The following is a 17,181-nucleotide window of genomic DNA, read 5'->3' as shown; positions in this document are numbered from 1 at the left end:
TGGCGGGGAACGTCAGGACGGTAGTCGCGGCTGTGAGGCTGGTGGCTCTGGTTCAGTCCTGAAGTTGATGGCTTTGTGGCTGCCGTCACAGAATGGTTTGAGTGCGGATATTCCGCAACGGCAGAGCGCCACTGTTTTTCGGCGCGGAGGAATGACTTCGCCGGCCGGAGTGAGTATTTCAAACGAGCCCCGAACAAGTAGGGGGCCGTTAGGGCAGGCAGTGATGCTCACCGGGATGTCACCGCCGGTAGGAAGACCGGCCCCGGTCATGCCGGCACACCCGCCTGTATTGGTGACTCGGTGCGGAGGGACGATTCGCCGCCCGCCCACGCGGTAAGCATTTGAGTGCCAGCGAGTCCATCTATATAGAGCCCGGCCGCTGCGCCGAAAATGATGTCTGCAACAAGGGTTGGTTCATCTTCGCTGAGCGCGCCGGCGAGGTCACGAGCGGCTATCTGTTCGTGCACGGCGTCGGCTTCGACGTGTTCGTCGAAGTAGTGGGTCACCCCGGCGTCGTAGCCGAGTCGTCGGAATCCGTTTCCGTAGAGGCGGTTCGGCAGGGCGGATGTCATTTCGAACGCAGCGAGATGCCCGGCAATAGCGCCGCGTAGCCGGCGGTGGGTGCCGAACATGGTCATCATGTTGCTAGACGCGAGAGTAATCGCCGGCACCGCATCCACATAGTGCCCGTACGTGTCATCGAGGCCCAGCCCGCGCATGGTTCGCGCGAAGAGCTCGGAGTGCATGCGCTCAAACCGGCCGCCGCCGTATTCATCTGCTTGAATCTCCACGAGAGCCGCTTTGGCCCGCCCGCGGAGTCGAGGAATCGCCCAACTGTGCGGGTCTGCCTCCTTCAGCTGATACACCGAGCGTTGGATGAGGAACTCATGAGCCTGCTCATCTGTTGCCTTCTTCGCGATGTACCTCGACACGCTCGGCCCGCTATTGGAACCGGTCAGCTCGAACAACGCAGCAGCGACGCTGTCAGTGCCCGGCGCCGGCACCGGTGGCAGAGGTACCCGTTCCCGCAGTGTTTGCTCGAAGGAGCGCTCAATCGCGGCGCAGAATTCGAGCACGGCGGGGTGCCATTCCCAGTCATCGGTGACACCGGTGAGTCCGCTGTAGCGAAGTTCATATGCGGCAAATAGCGCAACCTGAACATCATCATTCTGCAGCAGGTCAGGCAACTCGTCGAGGGCTGCTGCGGTGCTCTTCTGCAATGCCGCGGACAGCTCCGTTGCCGCGGAGGAGGTACGATTGGAGAAAAGATCTACTAACGCAGCACTGACTGGGCCCCGGGGGCGTGGCGTTTTCACGTGTGTCCTCCATGTCATGTGGCGCGAACTGCCCCAGTGGCAGCACGGCCTGGCACGGATCATAGCGCGGCCGAACCCGAAAAAGTTGAGGCCACGATGGTTTCGGCCGGAACCACGGGTGGACAGCCAAAGGGTGCAATAAGGCGCGCACCGAATCTGCAGAATGCAACCCCTAGAGCATCCAGTTAAGTGTGAATACGGTGCTCGGATGATGAATCTGACGTTTGACGGCAAGAGCTTGCTCATTAGCAACGAAGTAGCCGAGCTGGTCGTCAAGTTCGCGGCAGCGCTTGCTCGATCTGGCGGAGCTGACAGTGTCCAACTCGCGGCTGGGATACTCCCGCGGAGCGCTTTCGTGATCTACTCATCTCTACTTGTCCACCCGCAGTATTGCGACGATCACTTGAAACCGCCCAACTTGGCATGGCCGCTAACAAGATGTTGACGGGCGGCAAACGCCGTGCCTAATGTGCTGGCTCCGGACCCAGTGCACCCATTCTGCACATCACGCGGATCAGCTTTCGTCAAGGGCATTCTCGATGGTCCTATTTCGGCCTACGGTCTTGCCATGAAGCAAATTTCGTACAACGGCGAGATGTTCATTACCGGTACAGAGACTTCTGACGCGTTGGTACTTTTTGTCACTCATGCCATGCCGATGGAGACACCTGTCGCCATCGAGGTGCCCGTTTTAGAGCCCAACAACGAAATTGCGTTGCATACGCTCGTGCTGAGCGCTTCGACCCAGCTGCATGTCACTGAGACTGAAGTCGTCGCTAGCGAGAACGAACTCGAACAATTTCCCATTCCCCTGTTGCTGACGGTGGGTATCAAAGATGTCCAGCCCTTATCCGCGGCCGACGTTGCGTCGATGGACGATTCTGTGGGGCTTGATTTAGACTTCGGTCGGAACGCTTAAATTCCTCGGTCCATCACAACTGGTGGCCCCCACCCCTGGTTTCGTCGGGACACCAGGCAGCCCGCACGCTCGTCCGACCTCCGGCAGGCCGATTGTGTGCTCGAGCGTAGGTGCAGCCCGATCACAGTGCTCCATCGGTCACCGACACACCCTCTATCCACCATCGACCCCCTTCGTTCCCTCGACACTCGATCGCGATGGTGCGTAGGCACCGTGTCGAGAATTCGGCGCCCGAACAACGCAGACTCCCCCGGAATAGTGCGAGACAAGGAGGTTCTCGCTGCCCGTCGCCGACATTCTGGGTTAGCTCAGGTTGATCCTGGTTGATTTCCAACTATGCAACCGGCATGATTTCCAGGCACAGAAAAACCCCGGCGAGAAACCATGTCTCACCGGGGCTTTTTCACTTTTGTCTTTGCAGCAAACCGAACGGTTCACTACTCCCGATCATAGACGAACGCTCTTGGTCATTCACGGTCGATTTAGGTGGGTAAATGGTGGGCATAAGCATGAACGCAAGCCCGCAACTACACGCGCTCCCAAATGGCGGCGAGGCCCTGGCCGCCTCCGATGCACATGGTTTCAAGCAGGAACCGTCCGTCAGTGCGGTGCAGGTGGCGGGCGGCGGTGGCGAGGATGCGCATGCCCGTCGCGCCGACCGGGTGACCGAGTGAAATGCCGGAGCCGTTCACGTTGGTGCGGTCCCAGTCCTTCTCGATGAAGTTCCACTCCCGTGTCACGGCGAGCACCTGGGCGGCGAAGGCCTCGTTCATTTCGATGAGGTCCATGTCGGCGAGCGTGAGTCCGGCGCGCTCAAGGGCAAGCTTGGTGGCGGGTACCGGGCCGAGGCCCATGCGGGACGGTTCGACTCCGGCTCGCGCCCACGACCGGAGGCGCACGAGCGGGGCGAGGCCGAGTTCGGCGGCGCGCTCCGGCGTGGTCACGATGCACGCGGCGGCCGCGTCGTTCTGCCCGCTCGCGTTGCCGGCAGTCACGGTCGCGGCGGCATCCGCTTTCCCCAGGATCGGCTTCAGGGCGGCGAGGGCCTCGAGCGTGGTCTCGCGCGGGGTTTCGTCGACCGAGACCACGGTGGGGCCCTTGCGGCCGGGCACGGAGACCGGCACGATCTCGTCAGTGAACCGGCCCGCGGCAACGGATGCGAGGGCGCGGCGCTGCGATTCGACCGCGAGTTCATCTTGTTCCACCCGGTCGATGCCGTAGTCACGGCGCAGGTTTTCGGCGGTTTCGAGCATGCCACCGGGCACCGGGTATCGGCGCCCGCCGGCAGTTTCGCGGCCGCGACCGAGCGCGTCGCGCAGCAGTATCCCGGCGGTTCCGCCCACGCCCCAGCGGGACTCGACCGCATAGAACGGGGCCTGGCTCATCACGTCGACACCGCCGGCGATGGCGAGGTCGCTCACCCCGGTCTGGACCTGCATCGCGGCGTCGAGGATGGCCTGCAGCCCGGAGCCGCAACGCCGGTCGACCTGCACGCCGCCGACGGCCACCGGCAGTCCAGCGTTCAGTGCGGCGACCCGGGCCACCGGCGCGGCCTCTGCCGTCGGGTAGGCCTGGCCGAAGATCACGTCATCGACGAGGGCGCCGTCGAGGCCGGTGCGCTCGATCAGCGCTGCGATCACCGCCGCGGCCAGGTCGGCCGGCGCGACCGTCTTGAGGGCGCCGCCGAACCGGCCGATCGGGGTGCGCACGGGTTCGCAGATGACGACCTCGCGCAGCGCGGTCATACGGCCACTCCCGCCTTGGCGTAGTCGAGCATCGTTCGGATGGTCAGCGGCGGGACCGGCACCAGCAGCGTCGCCTCGGTCGCGGCCCGCACCTGGTCGACCGTGACGCCCGGCGCCAGCTCGCGCAGCACGAGACCGCCGGGAGTGATGTCGATCACGGCAAGGTCGGTGATGATGCGGGTGACCACGGCCTTGCCGGTGAGCGGCAGGTCGCAGACCGTCTTGATCTTGTGCTCGCCGGTCTTGGTGACATGTTCCATCACCACGATCACCGTATCGGCGCCGTGCACGAGGTCCATCGCGCCGCCCATTCCCTTGATCATCTTTCCCGGCACCGCCCAGTTCGCGATGTCGCCGGACACCGACACCTGCATGGCGCCGAGAACGGCCACGTCGATCAGGCCACCGCGGATCATGCCAAAGCTCTGGGCCGAATCGAAATACGCGGCGCCCGGGTTGACGGTGACGGTCTCCTTGCCGGCATTGATCAGCTTCGGGTCGGCCTCGCCCTCCCACGGGTACGGGCCCACGCCCAGCACCCCGTTCTCGGAGTGCAACACCACGTGAACGCCGTCCGGCAGGAAGTTCGGGATGAGGGTCGGCAGGCCAATGCCGAGGTTCACATACGAGTCAGGGGTGAGGTCCTGCGCGGCGCGGGCGGCCATCTGGTTGCGAGTGAGGGGCATCAGCGCTGTCCGTTCAAGGTTGCCGCCGCGGCGCGCGGCCGGGTGGTGGTCTTCTCGATGGGGAGATCGGCGGCATCCGCTGCGCCGAGCTGCACGATGCGGTTCACGTAAATGCCGGCCAGGTGCACCTCGTCGGGGTCGATCTGGCCTGGTTCGACGAGTTCATCGACTTCGGCGATCGTGATGCGACCGGCCATGCCGGCGACCGGGTTGAAGTTGCGGGCCGACTTCTCGAAGACGAGGTTGCCGTGCCGGTCACCCTTCGCCGCGCGTACGAAGGCGTAGTCGGTGACGATCGCCTCCTCGAGCACGTACTCCTTCGCGGAGCCGAGCGACGAAATCAGCCGGGTCTCCTTCGCCGGGCTGGAGACCGTCACCTGCCCATCCGGCCCGTACCGCCACGGCAGGCCGCCATCGGCGACCATCGTCCCCACCCCACTCGCGGTGAAGAACGCCGGGATCCCGCTGCCGCCGGCCCGCATCCGCTCAGCGAGGGTGCCCTGGGGGGTCAGCTCAACCTCGAGCTCGCCTCCGAGGTAGCGGCGGGCAAAGTCCTTGTTCTCTCCGATATAGGAAGCAATCACCCGGCTGATCCGGCCCTCGCGCAACAGCTCGCCCAAGCCCCAACCGTCAACGCCGCAATTGTTGCTCACCACGTGCAGGGCAGTCGTACCCTGCGCCAGCAGCGCGCGAATCAGCACGATCGGCACGCCAACCAGCCCAAACCCGCCGACCGCGATCGAAGCACCATCGGGAATGTCGGCCACAGCGGATGCCGCCGAAGAATACGTTTTGTCCATGGAACGGGTCCTTTAGCTTGTGGGGTCGGTGAGCTCGGTGTCGAGCGCCGCGAAGGTGTCGCGGGCTACTGCGAATGCGGCGTTCGCGGCGGGCACACCGGCGTAGATCGCGGTATGCAAAATGGCCTCGCTGATCTCGGCACGGCTCAGCCCGTTGGTCAGCGCGGCGCGCACGTGCATGGTGAGCTCGCCCTCATGGCCGCCGGTGACGAGTGCCGCGATCGTGAGAAAGCTGCGGGTGCGGCGGTCCAGGCCGGGGCGGGTCCAGATCTCGCCCCACGCGTACCGGGTGATGAAGTCCTGAAAGTCAGCGGTTTCAGGGGTGATCGCGGCCGACGCGCGGTCGACGTGCGCGTCGCCGAGCACTTCCCGGCGCACGGTCATGCCGTCGGTATAAGCGGATGCCGCAGTACGCGACGATCCCGCCGCCGGGCTCGGCCCCTCGAACAGCAACTGAAGCAGCACGGCCACCTCGGCCGGGCGTTCCAAGGCGGGCAGGTGGGCGGCCCCGGCGATGACCTCGTGGCGCGCACCCGGAATCACCGCGGCCAGGTCGGCGAGCAGCCGGCTCGGGGTGGCAATGTCGAACTCCCCCGACAGGCACAGGGTCGGTGTGTGGATACCGCCGAGGGCCTGCGTCACGTCGTAGCCGGCGAGGGCCTCGCAGCACATGGCGTAGGACTCGTCGTTGATGCTGCTGAGCTCGTTCAGCGCGGCCGACCCGGAGGCAGGGTCCCGCTCGAGAAAGCCGGGCGCGAACCAGCGCTCGGCGCTGCTCACGATGACGCTCGGGGTGCCGCTGCCGCGAATCTGGGCGGCACGGTCTCGCCAGCCCTCTGGGGTGCCGATTTTAGGGCCGGAACAGATCACACCGAGGCTCAGCAGGCGGTCGGGGTGTCGCACGGCCAGCTCGAGGCCGACGGCACCGCCGAGCGAGACGCCGGCGTAGTGAAAGGCGCCACCGCCGACCGAGTCGACGAGGGTGATCACGGCGTCGGCGAGATCGGCGACGGTGAACGGATGCGACGCGGCCGGGCTCGCCCCGTGCCCCGGCAGATCGAAGCGCAATACCCGGGACGTTTCGGCCAGGGCGCCGACGACCCCGTTCCACAGCGCGGAAGTGGTACCAAGCGATGGCCCCAGCACCACGAGCGGTGGGGCGGGAGCCAGCCCGCGCACGGGGGTGACGGTTCCGATCAGGGTGGGGACAGTGGTGGTGTGCACGGGCATCAGTGGGCGGTCCTTGTTGGTTCGGAGGCGGTATCCGCTTCGGTGCACTGGGCGCGATAGCGGATGAGAACCCGGTCAATGCCGGCCAAGGACTGGCCCAGGTCGGCAGTGCAGGTGAAGGCGTCCCAGATACGGTAACGAAGTGCATCGTCGCAGCCGTCGGAGGCCAGCACTCCCTCGAGCACGATCTGCAGCGGACGGTTCGTGTCAAACGCCTCCCGGGAGGCGCGCTGCACCATGTCGAAAGCTGATGCCTTGCCGAGGGCTTCGGCCAGAATGGTCGTGACGCGTTCGCTGAAGATGAGGCCGTCGGTGAGCTCGAGGTTGGCGCGCATGCGCTCGGGGTCGACGTAGAGGCGCGCGGCGAGCGATGCTGCGCCGGTCACGGCCGAGATCGCGAGTCCCTCCAGGGTGCGCAGGGGTTGCCACTCGGCGTGCCAGGCCCCGCTGGGCCGCTGGTCCTCGGCCAGAACGCTGCCAACCAGCGTCGACACGAGCCCGGGGGCTTGGCGGGCGGCGGCCACCACGAGAACGGCCGACACCGGGTTGCGTTTGTGGGGCATTGCGCTCGACCCGCCCTCCCCCGCACCGAGACGCTCGCTGACCTCACCGATTTCGGTGCGCGACATCACGCTCACGTCGAGGGCGATGGTGCCGGCCACGGCGGCAGCGGATGCGAGCACTCCGGCCAGGTCCGCGATCACCAGTCGGTTGGTGTGCCAGCTCAAGGTCGGCACCACCAACCTCAGTTGCCGGGCAAAGCCCTGCACGATCGCGTCGACGGTGTGCTGCACGGGCGCGTCGGGCCGTCGAGTTCGGGCGATCTCGGTAAGCACGGCGAGGTTTCCCACCGCGCCGCCGAGCTGTACGGGCAGTGCATCGTGCGTTTCGTTAACGCGGTTCAGCACGGCCAAGACGGCGTCAAGCCAGCCGGCCGCAAGAAAACCGAAACTCGTCGGGGAGGCCTGTTGGCCGAGGGTGCGACCGGCCATGATCGTGTCCCGGTGGCCGTCGGCGAGGCCGGCAAGCGAGTGCGCCAGGTCAGTGAGCTGGGTGATGAGTTCGGCCGTGACCCGGTGCGCGACCAGCATCGCCGCGGTGTCGAGGATGTCCTGGCTCGTCGCGCCCACGTGGATGTGGTCGGATGCCCCGGCCTGAACCGCCTCCGCGGCCGCTCCCAGGTGTTTAGCGAGAGGAATCACGGGGTTGCCGCCGCCGCGGCCCTGCGCGGCGATCGCGGCGAGATCGAGGTGTGCCGCGTTCGTGAGTTCGTCACAGACATCGTTCATCCAGTCGGGCACCAGCTCGGCGGTGATCAGCGTACGGGTGAGGGCGACCTCGGCGTCGACCATCGCCTGCAGCCAGGCGGAGTCGCTCGTGAGCTGCGTCTCCCTACTGCCGTGGCCGAGCGGGTTCAGCAGGCCGGCGTCGATGGTATCGGCGTCAGGCATCGAAGTCGAGAAAGACGGTTTCGCCCTCGCCCTGCAGGCGGATATCGAACCGGTACGAGGAGGGTCCGTCCTGAACGCTGATGAGGGTATCGCGGCGATCGGCGGGCACCAAGGCCAGCACGGCATCGGTCTCGAGCTGGGCGGCATCCGCTTCGAAATAGACACGGGTGAAGAGGTGGTGCGTGAGCCCGCGGGCGAAGACGGTGACCAGCGCGTACGGTGCGTGGCCCGCGACCGGGCCGGGCTTCACGGTGGTGAACGTGTACTGGCCGGCCATCGTGGCGGCGGCGCGGCCGAAACCGGTGAACGTGAAGCCGTCGCGGTCGAGGCTGCCCAGCTCGCGGCTGAGGTTACCCTCGCCGTCAGCCTGCCAGATTTCGAGAAGGGCGTCGATCACCGGCTCCCCGGCGCCGTCGGTGACGGTGCCGTGCAGGCGGATCGCGTGCGGGTGATGGCCGGGCACGAGCTCGGGGCCTTTGTCGTAGGGCAGCGCGTAGCCGTAGAACGGGCCGACGGTCTGCGAAGGGGTCTGCACGAAGGTCCCGGTCGCGGGCGTACCGGTTGCAGGCTCGGTCGCGCGTGTCTCGGTGGGAAGCAGGTCAGTCATGGGCGTCTTCGCCTTCCATCCAGGTGGCCTTCGAGCCGGTGAGCACAATGTCCCAGCGGTAGCCGAGTGACCACTCCGACACGCTGAGGTCGTGGTCATAGGTTCCCACAAGCCGGGCCCGGGCTGCGGGGTCGGCGATCGACTGGTAGATCGGGTCGAGGGCGAAGAGCGGGTCGCCCGGAAAATACATCTGGGTGATGAGCCGCTGCGTGAATGCGTTTCCGAACAGCGAGAAGTGAATGTGCGCCGGCCGCCAGGCGTTCACGTGATTCTTCCAGGGGTAGGCGCCGGGCTTGATCGTGGTGAACTTGTACTCGCCGTTGTCGCCGGTGATGACCCGGCCGACGCCGGTGAAATTGGGGTCGAGCGGGGCAGGATGCTGGTCGCGCTTGTGCACGTACCGGCCACCGGCGTTCGCCTGCCACAGTTCGACCAGCTGGTGGCGTACCGGGCGGCCCTCACCGTCGAGAACCCGTCCGCTCACGGTCATGCGTTCGCCGAGCGGCTCCCCCACGTGCTGGATGGTCAGGTCGCTCTCGAGCACGTTCACGTCCGTGTGACCAAAGGCTGGAGAGACCCGCTCGACCTCTTCGGGGTCGACACGTACCAGCTCATGCGTGGGGTGGCGAAGCAGCGAGCTGCGGTACGGCGGGTAGTCCCGGCGGGGGTGCAGCTCGGGCGGGCCGCCCTGCTGAACGCGGCGGGCGGCATCCGCTTCGATAGCGCGGATTTCAGCGCTAATGGTGCCCTGGGTATCACGACCCAGAGCGACGCTCGGTTTTTCGAGGGGCACAGAATCTCCTAACAATGGTGGTTGCAGTATGCGTGCGGGGGACGACTCGGCGGGGCGAGCCGTTACAGCAGCAGGCCGGTGTACTGCTCGGCGAGCATGCGCTGCGCGAGCGGCGAGTGGGTAACGTAGTCGAGCTGGCCGACCTGACTGCGGTAGTCGAAGGCGTCGGACTGGAGGTCGCCGGGGCTGCGGTGCAGCATGTCGGTCATCCAGCGGGAGAACTGCTGCACCCGCCACTGCCGGGCGAGCGCGGTGTCGCTGTACCGGCCGAGCAGCGAATCGTCGTTGCGGTAGTGCGCGGTGAGGGCTTCGGCGAGCTGAGTGACATCGGAGATTGCGGAGTTAAGTCCCTTGGCGCCGGTGGGCGGCACGATGTGCCCGGCGTCGCCGACCAGGAACAGGTGGCCGTAGCTGAGCGTCGACGCGACGAAGCTGCGCATCGGCGTGATCGACTTGTCGGTGATCACGCCCTCGGTCAAGGTCCAGCCGGGCACGGCCAGCCGGGTCTGCAACGCCTGCCAGATACGTTCGTCCGACCAGTTCGTGATGTCATCGGCGGGATCGACCTGAAGGTACAGGCGCGACACCGTGTGCGAGCGCATCGAGTGCATGGCAAAACCGTCTTCGTGCAGGGCGTAGATGAGTTCCTCGGTCGAGGGGGCGACGTCGGCGAGTATGCCGAGCCAGGCGAACGGGTAGCTGCGATCGAACAGGGTGATCTTCTCCGTGGGGATCGAGGACCGGCAGATGCCGTGGAACCCGTCGGCACCGACCACGAAGTCTGCAGCGATCGTGTGCTTCTCCCCCTCGTGAACGAAGGTGACACTCGGTGTGGCCGAGTCGAGATCGTGCACCGCGACATCCGCCGCCTCGTAGTAGACGGTCGATCCGGCGCCCTGATGGGCGGCGACGAGGTCTTTCACAACCTGCTGTTGGCCGTAGACGGTGACGGTACGACCGATGAGGTCGTTGAAATTGACCCGATGGCGCTCCCCGCCGTACTGCAGATAGATGCCGTCGTGCTCCATCCCCTCAGCCTTGAGACGATCCCCGAGGCCGAGCCGGGTGAGGTATTCGACCGAGCCCTGCTCGAGCACCCCGGCACGGATACGGGCAAGCACGTAGTCCTGGGAGCGGTTCTCGATCACAATGGTATGGATGCCAGCGTCGCGCAACGCCCAGCTGAGCAACAGGCCGGCGGGACCGGCACCGATAATGGCGACGGGTGTGGATTCTGGGGACACAGGGCTCTCCTAGCGACGATGACAGGCGGTAAGAACAGTGTGCTGCCTGCGGCGCCGGGAAAAACCGCACCTTTCCATTCAGTGGAAGTGTCTCCGGTGAACGCGTGCGGCTCGTGCCAGGGGCAGCTACCTGCGGATTAGGGGCGTTGTGCCCGGCCCGGGTGGTTGCAGACCTCTAGAGTGGGGGTCTCCCGAGCTTTCGGGAGACGATCCGCGAGCCGAGGCACCGTGGCAGGTCACACAACAGCTCCGGGCCAATCGGTCACGAGCCGGGTACTGAGCATTCTCGCCGCCTTCGAGGACAGCCCCGCGGCGCGCACCCTCTCGCAGATCAGCGCGGCGAGCGGGCTGCCGCAGAGCACCGCACACCGTCTACTCGGAGAACTAGAAAGCTGGGGCGCCGTGCAACGGGATGCCCAGGGCCGCTACCAGATCGGCCTGCGTCTCTGGGAACTCGGCCAGCACGCCGGCCGCAAGCTGCGCGACGTGGCCCGCCCCTACCTGCAGGACCTGTTCGGGCTCACCCAGGAGACAGTGCATTTCGCCATTCGCGACGGCTCAGAGGTGCTCTACATCGACCGGGTCTACGGCAGCCGGCGCGTGCCCCAGGCCAGCCGGGTCGGCGGGCGACTGCCCCTGCACGCGACCGCCGTGGGGCGCGCGATTTTGGCCTTCGAGGAGGACTGGGTGCAGGGCGCCATCCTCGACGGCCCTCTCGACCCGCGCACCCCCCAGACGATGACCGACCCCGCCAAGCTGCACCGGGAGCTTGAGAAGATACGCTCCCGCGGTTTCGCCCTGGCCTCGGAGGAGGTGCGCCTGGGCTCCTGTTCGCTGGCAGTTCCGGTGTTTCAGTCCGATGGCATTATCTTCGGTGGAGTCGGCATCGTGCTGCCGACCAGCCGCATTCACCAGCTCGAGCGCTACCTGCCCGCGCTGCTCGGCACCGCCGAGCGCCTTCAGGCCGGGATCAGCCACCTGCCGCCGACCCCTCGCGCAGCCCCCGAGCCCAAGCCACTTCCATCCAGTGGGACAGCCAGCAGCGCTGAGTGACCCTGGCGCTTTAGATGGACCTACCGAGACCTCAGAGACGAGGACGCAGATGAAGGAGCAATTGTGAACGCTCAGCCCATTGCCGCGCAGCCCGAAACTGCGCCGTCGGCAGCGAGCGGATGCCCCGTGGTCCACGCCCCGGCCTCCGCTGCCTCCATATCCGCGGCGCACCACGGCTACTCCCCCTTCGCCATGACCGACCCGTTCCCCGCCTATGCCGCGCTGCGCGAAAACGAACCCGTCATGTTCGACGCGGAGATCGGCTACTACGTCGTCTCCCGCTACGAGGACATCAAGGCGACCTTCGACAACTGGCAGGTCTTCAGCAGCGAGAACGCCCAGGCCCCGGTGCGAGCCCGTGGTGCCGCTGCGACGAAGATCATGAACGACGGCGGCTTCACCGCTTACTCCGGCCTCTCCGCCCGCATCCCCCCAGAGCACACACGCATGCGCGCCATCGTGCAGAAAGAATTCACGCCCCGCCGCTACAAGAAGCTAGAGCCGACGATTCGCGAGAATACCTCTCGCCTGCTGCATCAGATGCTCGCCCACGCGGATGCCCGCGGCGACTTTCTGAAAGACGTCGCGGTGGACATCCCCACGATCACGATCCTCGGGCTGCTCGGCGTCGGTGCGGAGATGGTCTCGACCTACAAGAAATGGTCGGATTCCCGCGCCGCGATGACCTGGGGCGACCTCAGCGACGAGGAACAGATTCCCCACGCCCACAATCTCGTGGACTACTGGACGGAGTGCCTGCGGCTCGTCGCGAACGCCCACGAGCAGCTGGCGGCTGGAGAAAACGGTGACAACCTCGTCTTCGACCTGGTGCAGGCGCAGTCGACCGGGTCCGAGATCTCCGACCACGAGATCGCCTCGGTCTGTTACAGCCTGCTCTTCGCCGGTCACGAGACCACCACGACCCTGATCTCCAACACGATCCGCGAACTGCTCACCCACCCCGCCGAGTGGCAGAAACTGATCGATGATCCGAGCCGCATCCCGGCTGCGATCGACGAGACGCTGCGCTTCTCGCCGAGCATCGTCGGGTGGCGCCGCAAAGCCCTCGTGGACACCGAAATCGGCGGTGTACCGATCGCGGCTGGCTCGAACATTCTTCTGCTGATGGGGTCGGCCAACCGCGACCCCGGCACGTTCGATGAGCCAGAGACCTTCGACATCAACCGGGTCAACGCCCGTAACCACCTGTCGTTCGGTTTTGGCATCCACTACTGCCTCGGCAACCTACTCGCCAAGATGCAGGACAAGATCGTCGTCGAAGAGACCCTCAAAGCGGCCCCCGGGCTGCGCCTAGTCGACGCCGACAACATCGTGTTCGGAAACAACCTGTCGTTCAGGGCGCCCACCTCCGTGCCCGTTACCTGGGGAGACCAGAAGTGACCACCACGCCCTACATCCAGTTCTTTGACGGCCCCGATTTTGACGGCACGGGCGAACACCGCCACGAGCTACTTGGCGGCAAGTGCGCCTCGCTGGTCGCCCTCACCCAGGCCGGAATGCCGGTGCCGCCCGGCTTCGCCATCACCACTGCCTCCTACGACGCCTTCATCGCCGCCGCCGGCATCCAGGACGACATCCACTCACTCCTAGCTGGCCTCGACGCCGACGACGTGGCCGAAGTCGACCGGGTCTCTGCCCAACTGCGTTTGGAGATCGAGAGCCGCCCGGTTCCCGCCAATGTGCGCGCCGACTTCGTCGCCGCGTATCACGCCCTGCAGGAACGCTTCCAGGAGCCTGTTCCAGTCGCCGTGCGCTCCTCCGCGACCGCCGAAGACCTGCCCGACGCGAGCTTCGCGGGCCAGCAGGACACCTACCTCTGGCTCACCGGTATCGAGGACGTCACCGAGCACATCCGCCGGTGCTGGGCCTCGCTGTTCACCTCCCGCGCGATCACCTACCGTCTCAAGAACAACATTCCGAACGAGGGCCTGTCGATGGCCGTCGCCGTGCAGAAGATGGTCAACGCTCGCGCCGCCGGCGTGGCCATCACAATGGATCCGACCACCGGCGACCGTTCCAAGGTCGTGATCGAATCCTCGTATGGGCTCGGCGAACTCGTCGTCTCCGGGCTCGTCACCCCCGACAACGTCACCGTCGACAAGATTATGCTCATGGTCGTCAAGCGTGCGATCGGCAGCAAACACGCCGAGCTCGTGCCCGACTCGGCTGCTGCGGGCCTGGTCGAACTCGAGGTCTCGGCCGACCGCCGCGCCGTGCTCTCGATCAGTGAGACCGAGATCACCGCGATCGCGACCATCGCCAAGAAGGCCGAGAAGCATTTCAAGTGCCCACAGGACATCGAGTGGGCCCTTGACGGCGACCTGCCCGACGGCCAGAACCTGCTCCTGTTGCAGTCCCGCCCCGAAACCGTGCACTCCTCCGCTGCGAAAGCTGCTGCCCCGGGAGCGGATGCCGCCCCCGCCACCAGCTTCGGTATCGCGAGCATCACCCAGGCGCTGCTCGTGCAGGCCGGCAAGGCCTGACCCGCACCCGCCGCACCCCATTTTCCCGCCCGACCCGCGCCATCCGCTCGTCTGCTCCCTCTCCGCTTACCCCGACGCACCACTTCGAGAATGGTTTACCAATGACAGAGAAGTCATTTCCCAGCCCCTACGACCAGGCCCCCGCCGCCGGCGCCGAAGGCTGGAAAGATCTGTACGCGTACAACTTGGTGTTTCAGGAGAACCGCCGCGAGGTTGAGCAAGGCAAGTTCTGGTTCTGCGACAGCCAGCACTGGCCGACCGTGACCAAGCCCTTCGAGACCATCGGCTTCGAGTTCGCCGTCAGCTGCCTCGGCCAGTACAACACCCGCCACCTGCTCATTCCGCCGGCCAACGGCATCGAATTCCGCATCCACAACGGCTACGTCTTCATGTCGCCGGTCGGCGTGCCCGAAGCCGAGATCGCCCCGCGCGTGCCCGAGTTCATGGCCCGCGCCGGCCACTACTTTCAGAATTGGGAGACCCTGCTCGAGCAGTGGCAGGGCAAGATCCGCGGCACGATCGACGAGCTCGGTGCCCTCTCATTCGAGGCGCTGCCCGACCGGGTCGACATCGACGACGTCACAAGCGGCAAGGGCACCGGCCCGAACAACGATCTGCTCGCCCGCTATGACGAGCTCATCGCGCTGACCTACCGCGCCTGGCAGTACCACTTCGAGTTTCTCAACCTCGGCTACGTCGCCTACCTCGACTTCTTCAGCTTCTGCAAGGAGGTCTTTCCCGGCATTCCCGACCAGGCCGTTGCCAAAATGGTGCAGGGCGTCGACATGGAGCTCTTCCGGCCCGACGACGAACTCAAGAAGCTCGCCAAACTCGCCGTTGAGCTCGGCCTCACCGGCCTGTTCGGTGATACCGAGAACCCGGAAGCGACCCTTGTAGGCCTGGCCGCGGCATCCGCTGGCGCCGAATGGATCGCCGCCTGGAACGAGGCGAAGGACCCCTGGTTCAACTTCACCGTCGGCAACGGCTTCTACGCCCACGACAAGTACTGGATCGACCACCTCGAACTGCCGCTCGGCTACATTCGCGACTACATCGGCCGCCTGCAGGCCGGCCAGGTCATCGACCGCCCGGTCGCCGAGCTCGTCGCCGAACGCGACCGCATCACCGAAGAGTACTCGGAGCTCCTCAGCCCCGAACAGCTCGCCGCCTTCGAGGGCAAGCTCGGCCTGGCCCGCCAGGTCTACCCCTACGTGGAGAACCACAACTTCTACATCGAGCACTGGACCATGGGCGTCTTCTGGCGCAAGGCCCGCGAACTGTCGGCCATGCTGCAGCAGCAGGGCTTCTGGGCCGAGGCCGACGGCATGTTCTTTTTGCGCCGCGACGAGGTGCGCGAGGCGCTCTTCGACTACGTCACCGGCTGGGCTGTCGGCGCCCCTGCGATCGGGCCGGACTACTGGCCCGACGAGGTCGAACGCCGCCGAGCGATCGTGGACGCCCTGCAGCAGCAGCGCCCGCAGCCTGCCCTCAATACCCCGCCGGCCGTGATCACCGAACCCTTCACCCTCATGCTCTGGGGCATCACGAGCGACCAGATCAAGAACTGGCTCGGCGACTCCGACGCGCCGGAGGGCGAGTTTCGCGGAATGGCGGCCTCGAGCGGCGTGGCCGAAGGACCGGCCCGAGTCATCAGCAGCTCCGACCAGCTCTCCGAAGTGCAGGAGGGCGATATCCTCGTCGCCCCCGTCACGGCCCCGTCGTGGGGACCGATCTTCGGCAAGATTCGCGCCACCGTCACCGACATCGGCGGCATGATGAGCCACGCGGCCATCGTCTGCCGCGAATATGGCATGCCGGCCGTCACTGGAACCGGCACCGCCTCGGCGCAGATCACGACTGGCCAGTGGCTGCGCGTCGACGGCAACAACGGCACCGTCACGATCGTCGAGGGGCACACTCACGACCTCACCCTAGCCGGCGACGCGGCCAGCCAGCTTGAGGACGCCCTCGAGCCAGCCGGCTTCGAGGCCCTCGACGGCACCGTCTTCGAAGGCAGCCATGCCTGATCCGCGCACGGACCAGCCCGCTCATGGGCAGAACACCGCCAGAACGGTGCTGATCACCGGCGCCGCCGGCGGGCTGGGCCGTGCCTTTGCGCTGGGCTTCGCGGGCCAGGGCGACCGAGTGGTCGTCGCCGACACCAACCTCGAGGGCGCACAGCAGACCGTGGCCCTCGTCGAGGCCGCCGGCGGCACTGCCCTCGCCCTCCACGCCAACGTCACCGCGCTCGATTCGGTGACACAGCTGGCAGCGGATGCCGCCGCTTTCTCGGGCTACACCGGTGCGGCGGGCAGCACCGGCCAGATCGACGTCATCATCAACAATGCCGCGATCTACGCGACCATCACCCGCTCCCCTTTCGAAGACATCGACGTGGACGAGTGGGACCGCGTGATGGCCGTCAACCTCAAGGGCCCTTGGCTCGTCACGCGGGCCTGCTCCCCCTACCTCGCGCCCGGCGCCGCGATCATCAACCTGTCCAGCGCGACCGTACTCAGCGGCTCCGCCCAGTGGGCGCACTATGTGGCCTCGAAGGGCGGGGTGATCGCCCTGACCCGGGTACTCGCCAAGGAGCTCGGCGTGCGCGACGTGACCGTGAACGCGATCGCGCCCGGCTTCACCCTCACCGAGGCCAGCTACGGCCTCATTGAGGGCGCCGCCGAGTACGGCGTGGAGCGAGGCTCCATCAAACGGGCCAGCGAACCCGACGACATCGTTGGGGCGGCCCTGTTTTTGGCCGGCCCCGGCTCCCGATACATCACCGGCCAGACCCTCGTGGTCGACGGTGGCCGACAGTTTCTGTAAGGAGAAA

At 66.2% G+C, this 17,181-nt stretch carries 16 protein-coding genes; 6 read left to right on the top strand and 10 right to left on the bottom strand.

Going from position 1 to position 17,181, the window contains the following annotated elements; all coding sequences use genetic code 11:
* Window positions 1-12 precede the first annotated feature (12 nt).
* Window positions 13-270, bottom strand: a complete 258-nt coding sequence (locus BJ997_RS05600) for a CDGSH iron-sulfur domain-containing protein (RefSeq protein ID WP_084141410.1) — start codon at window positions 268-270, stop codon at window positions 13-15.
* Window positions 267-1,334, bottom strand: coding sequence for an iron-containing redox enzyme family protein (locus tag BJ997_RS05595; RefSeq protein WP_052542468.1), 1,068 nt, complete (start codon window positions 1,332-1,334; stop codon window positions 267-269). The genes BJ997_RS05600 and BJ997_RS05595 overlap by 4 nt, the downstream gene beginning before the upstream one ends.
* Before the next feature lie 550 nt (window positions 1,335-1,884).
* On the opposite strand from BJ997_RS05595, the gene BJ997_RS05590 reads away from it, so the two are divergent.
* Window positions 1,885-2,235 carry a hypothetical protein gene (locus BJ997_RS05590; protein ID WP_035837971.1) on the top strand — a complete coding sequence of 117 codons (351 nt, stop codon included), beginning with the start codon at window positions 1,885-1,887 and terminating at the stop codon, window positions 2,233-2,235.
* A 527-nt stretch (window positions 2,236-2,762) separates the two neighbouring features.
* On the opposite strand, the gene BJ997_RS05585 is transcribed toward BJ997_RS05590, so the two are convergent.
* The 8 genes from BJ997_RS05585 to BJ997_RS05550 form a co-directional block, all read right to left on the bottom strand.
* Window positions 2,763-3,980, bottom strand: a complete 1,218-nt coding sequence (locus BJ997_RS05585; protein ID WP_201771738.1) for an acetyl-CoA C-acetyltransferase — start codon at window positions 3,978-3,980, stop codon at window positions 2,763-2,765.
* Window positions 3,977-4,666: a 3-oxoacid CoA-transferase subunit B gene (locus tag BJ997_RS05580; protein ID WP_052542469.1), complete on the bottom strand. Its 690-nt coding sequence runs from the start codon at window positions 4,664-4,666 to the stop codon at window positions 3,977-3,979. Before BJ997_RS05580 ends, BJ997_RS05585 begins: the two co-directional genes overlap by 4 nt.
* Window positions 4,666-5,466: a CoA transferase subunit A gene (locus BJ997_RS05575; RefSeq protein ID WP_035837973.1), complete on the bottom strand. Its 801-nt coding sequence runs from the start codon at window positions 5,464-5,466 to the stop codon at window positions 4,666-4,668. Before BJ997_RS05575 ends, BJ997_RS05580 begins: the two co-directional genes overlap by 1 nt.
* A gap of 12 nt (window positions 5,467-5,478) precedes the next feature.
* Entirely contained in the window at window positions 5,479-6,696 is a 1,218-nt protein-coding gene (gene pcaDC, locus BJ997_RS21905; protein ID WP_052542470.1) for a bifunctional 3-oxoadipate enol-lactonase/4-carboxymuconolactone decarboxylase PcaDC, read from the bottom strand.
* Entirely contained in the window at window positions 6,696-8,147 is a 1,452-nt protein-coding gene (locus BJ997_RS05565; protein WP_052542471.1) for a lyase family protein, read from the bottom strand. Before BJ997_RS05565 ends, pcaDC begins: the two co-directional genes overlap by 1 nt.
* Entirely contained in the window at window positions 8,140-8,754 is a 615-nt protein-coding gene (gene pcaG / locus BJ997_RS05560; RefSeq protein ID WP_084141416.1) for a protocatechuate 3,4-dioxygenase subunit alpha, read from the bottom strand. The genes BJ997_RS05565 and pcaG overlap by 8 nt, the downstream gene beginning before the upstream one ends.
* Window positions 8,747-9,547: a protocatechuate 3,4-dioxygenase subunit beta gene (gene pcaH, locus BJ997_RS05555; RefSeq protein WP_236629066.1), complete on the bottom strand. Its 801-nt coding sequence runs from the start codon at window positions 9,545-9,547 to the stop codon at window positions 8,747-8,749. Before pcaH ends, pcaG begins: the two co-directional genes overlap by 8 nt.
* A 62-nt stretch (window positions 9,548-9,609) precedes the next feature.
* Complete coding sequence (locus BJ997_RS05550) at window positions 9,610-10,791, bottom strand: 4-hydroxybenzoate 3-monooxygenase (protein WP_035837975.1); 1,182 nt, start codon at window positions 10,789-10,791, stop codon at window positions 9,610-9,612.
* A gap of 228 nt (window positions 10,792-11,019) precedes the next feature.
* Between BJ997_RS05550 and BJ997_RS05545 the strand changes: the two genes are divergently transcribed.
* The 5 genes from BJ997_RS05545 to BJ997_RS05525 all read left to right on the top strand — a co-directional run bounded on the left by BJ997_RS05545 (window position 11,020) and on the right by BJ997_RS05525 (window position 17,174).
* The gene (locus BJ997_RS05545; protein WP_052542473.1) at window positions 11,020-11,844 is read left to right on the top strand and encodes an IclR family transcriptional regulator; all 825 of its coding nucleotides are present in this window, start codon (window positions 11,020-11,022) and stop codon (window positions 11,842-11,844) included.
* A gap of 63 nt (window positions 11,845-11,907) precedes the next feature.
* The gene (locus BJ997_RS05540; RefSeq protein ID WP_338080920.1) at window positions 11,908-13,245 is read left to right on the top strand and encodes a cytochrome P450; all 1,338 of its coding nucleotides are present in this window, start codon (window positions 11,908-11,910) and stop codon (window positions 13,243-13,245) included.
* The gene (locus BJ997_RS05535; protein ID WP_035837977.1) at window positions 13,242-14,348 is read left to right on the top strand and encodes a PEP/pyruvate-binding domain-containing protein; all 1,107 of its coding nucleotides are present in this window, start codon (window positions 13,242-13,244) and stop codon (window positions 14,346-14,348) included. The genes BJ997_RS05540 and BJ997_RS05535 overlap by 4 nt, the downstream gene beginning before the upstream one ends.
* Window positions 14,349-14,449: 101 nt before the next feature.
* On the top strand, window positions 14,450-16,375 hold the full coding sequence (locus tag BJ997_RS05530) for a PEP-utilizing enzyme (protein ID WP_183323281.1): 1,926 nt from the start codon (window positions 14,450-14,452) through the stop codon (window positions 16,373-16,375).
* On the top strand, window positions 16,368-17,174 hold the full coding sequence (locus tag BJ997_RS05525) for an SDR family NAD(P)-dependent oxidoreductase (protein ID WP_035837979.1): 807 nt from the start codon (window positions 16,368-16,370) through the stop codon (window positions 17,172-17,174). Before BJ997_RS05530 ends, BJ997_RS05525 begins: the two co-directional genes overlap by 8 nt.
* Window positions 17,175-17,181: the final 7 nt, after the last annotated feature.

This window comes from Cryobacterium roopkundense, from assembly GCF_014200405.1.
Taxonomy (GTDB): Bacteria; Actinomycetota; Actinomycetes; order Actinomycetales; family Microbacteriaceae; genus Cryobacterium; species Cryobacterium roopkundense.
Note: the sequence above shows the minus strand (reverse complement) of the source record. Positions and strands in the feature narration are given on the sequence as shown.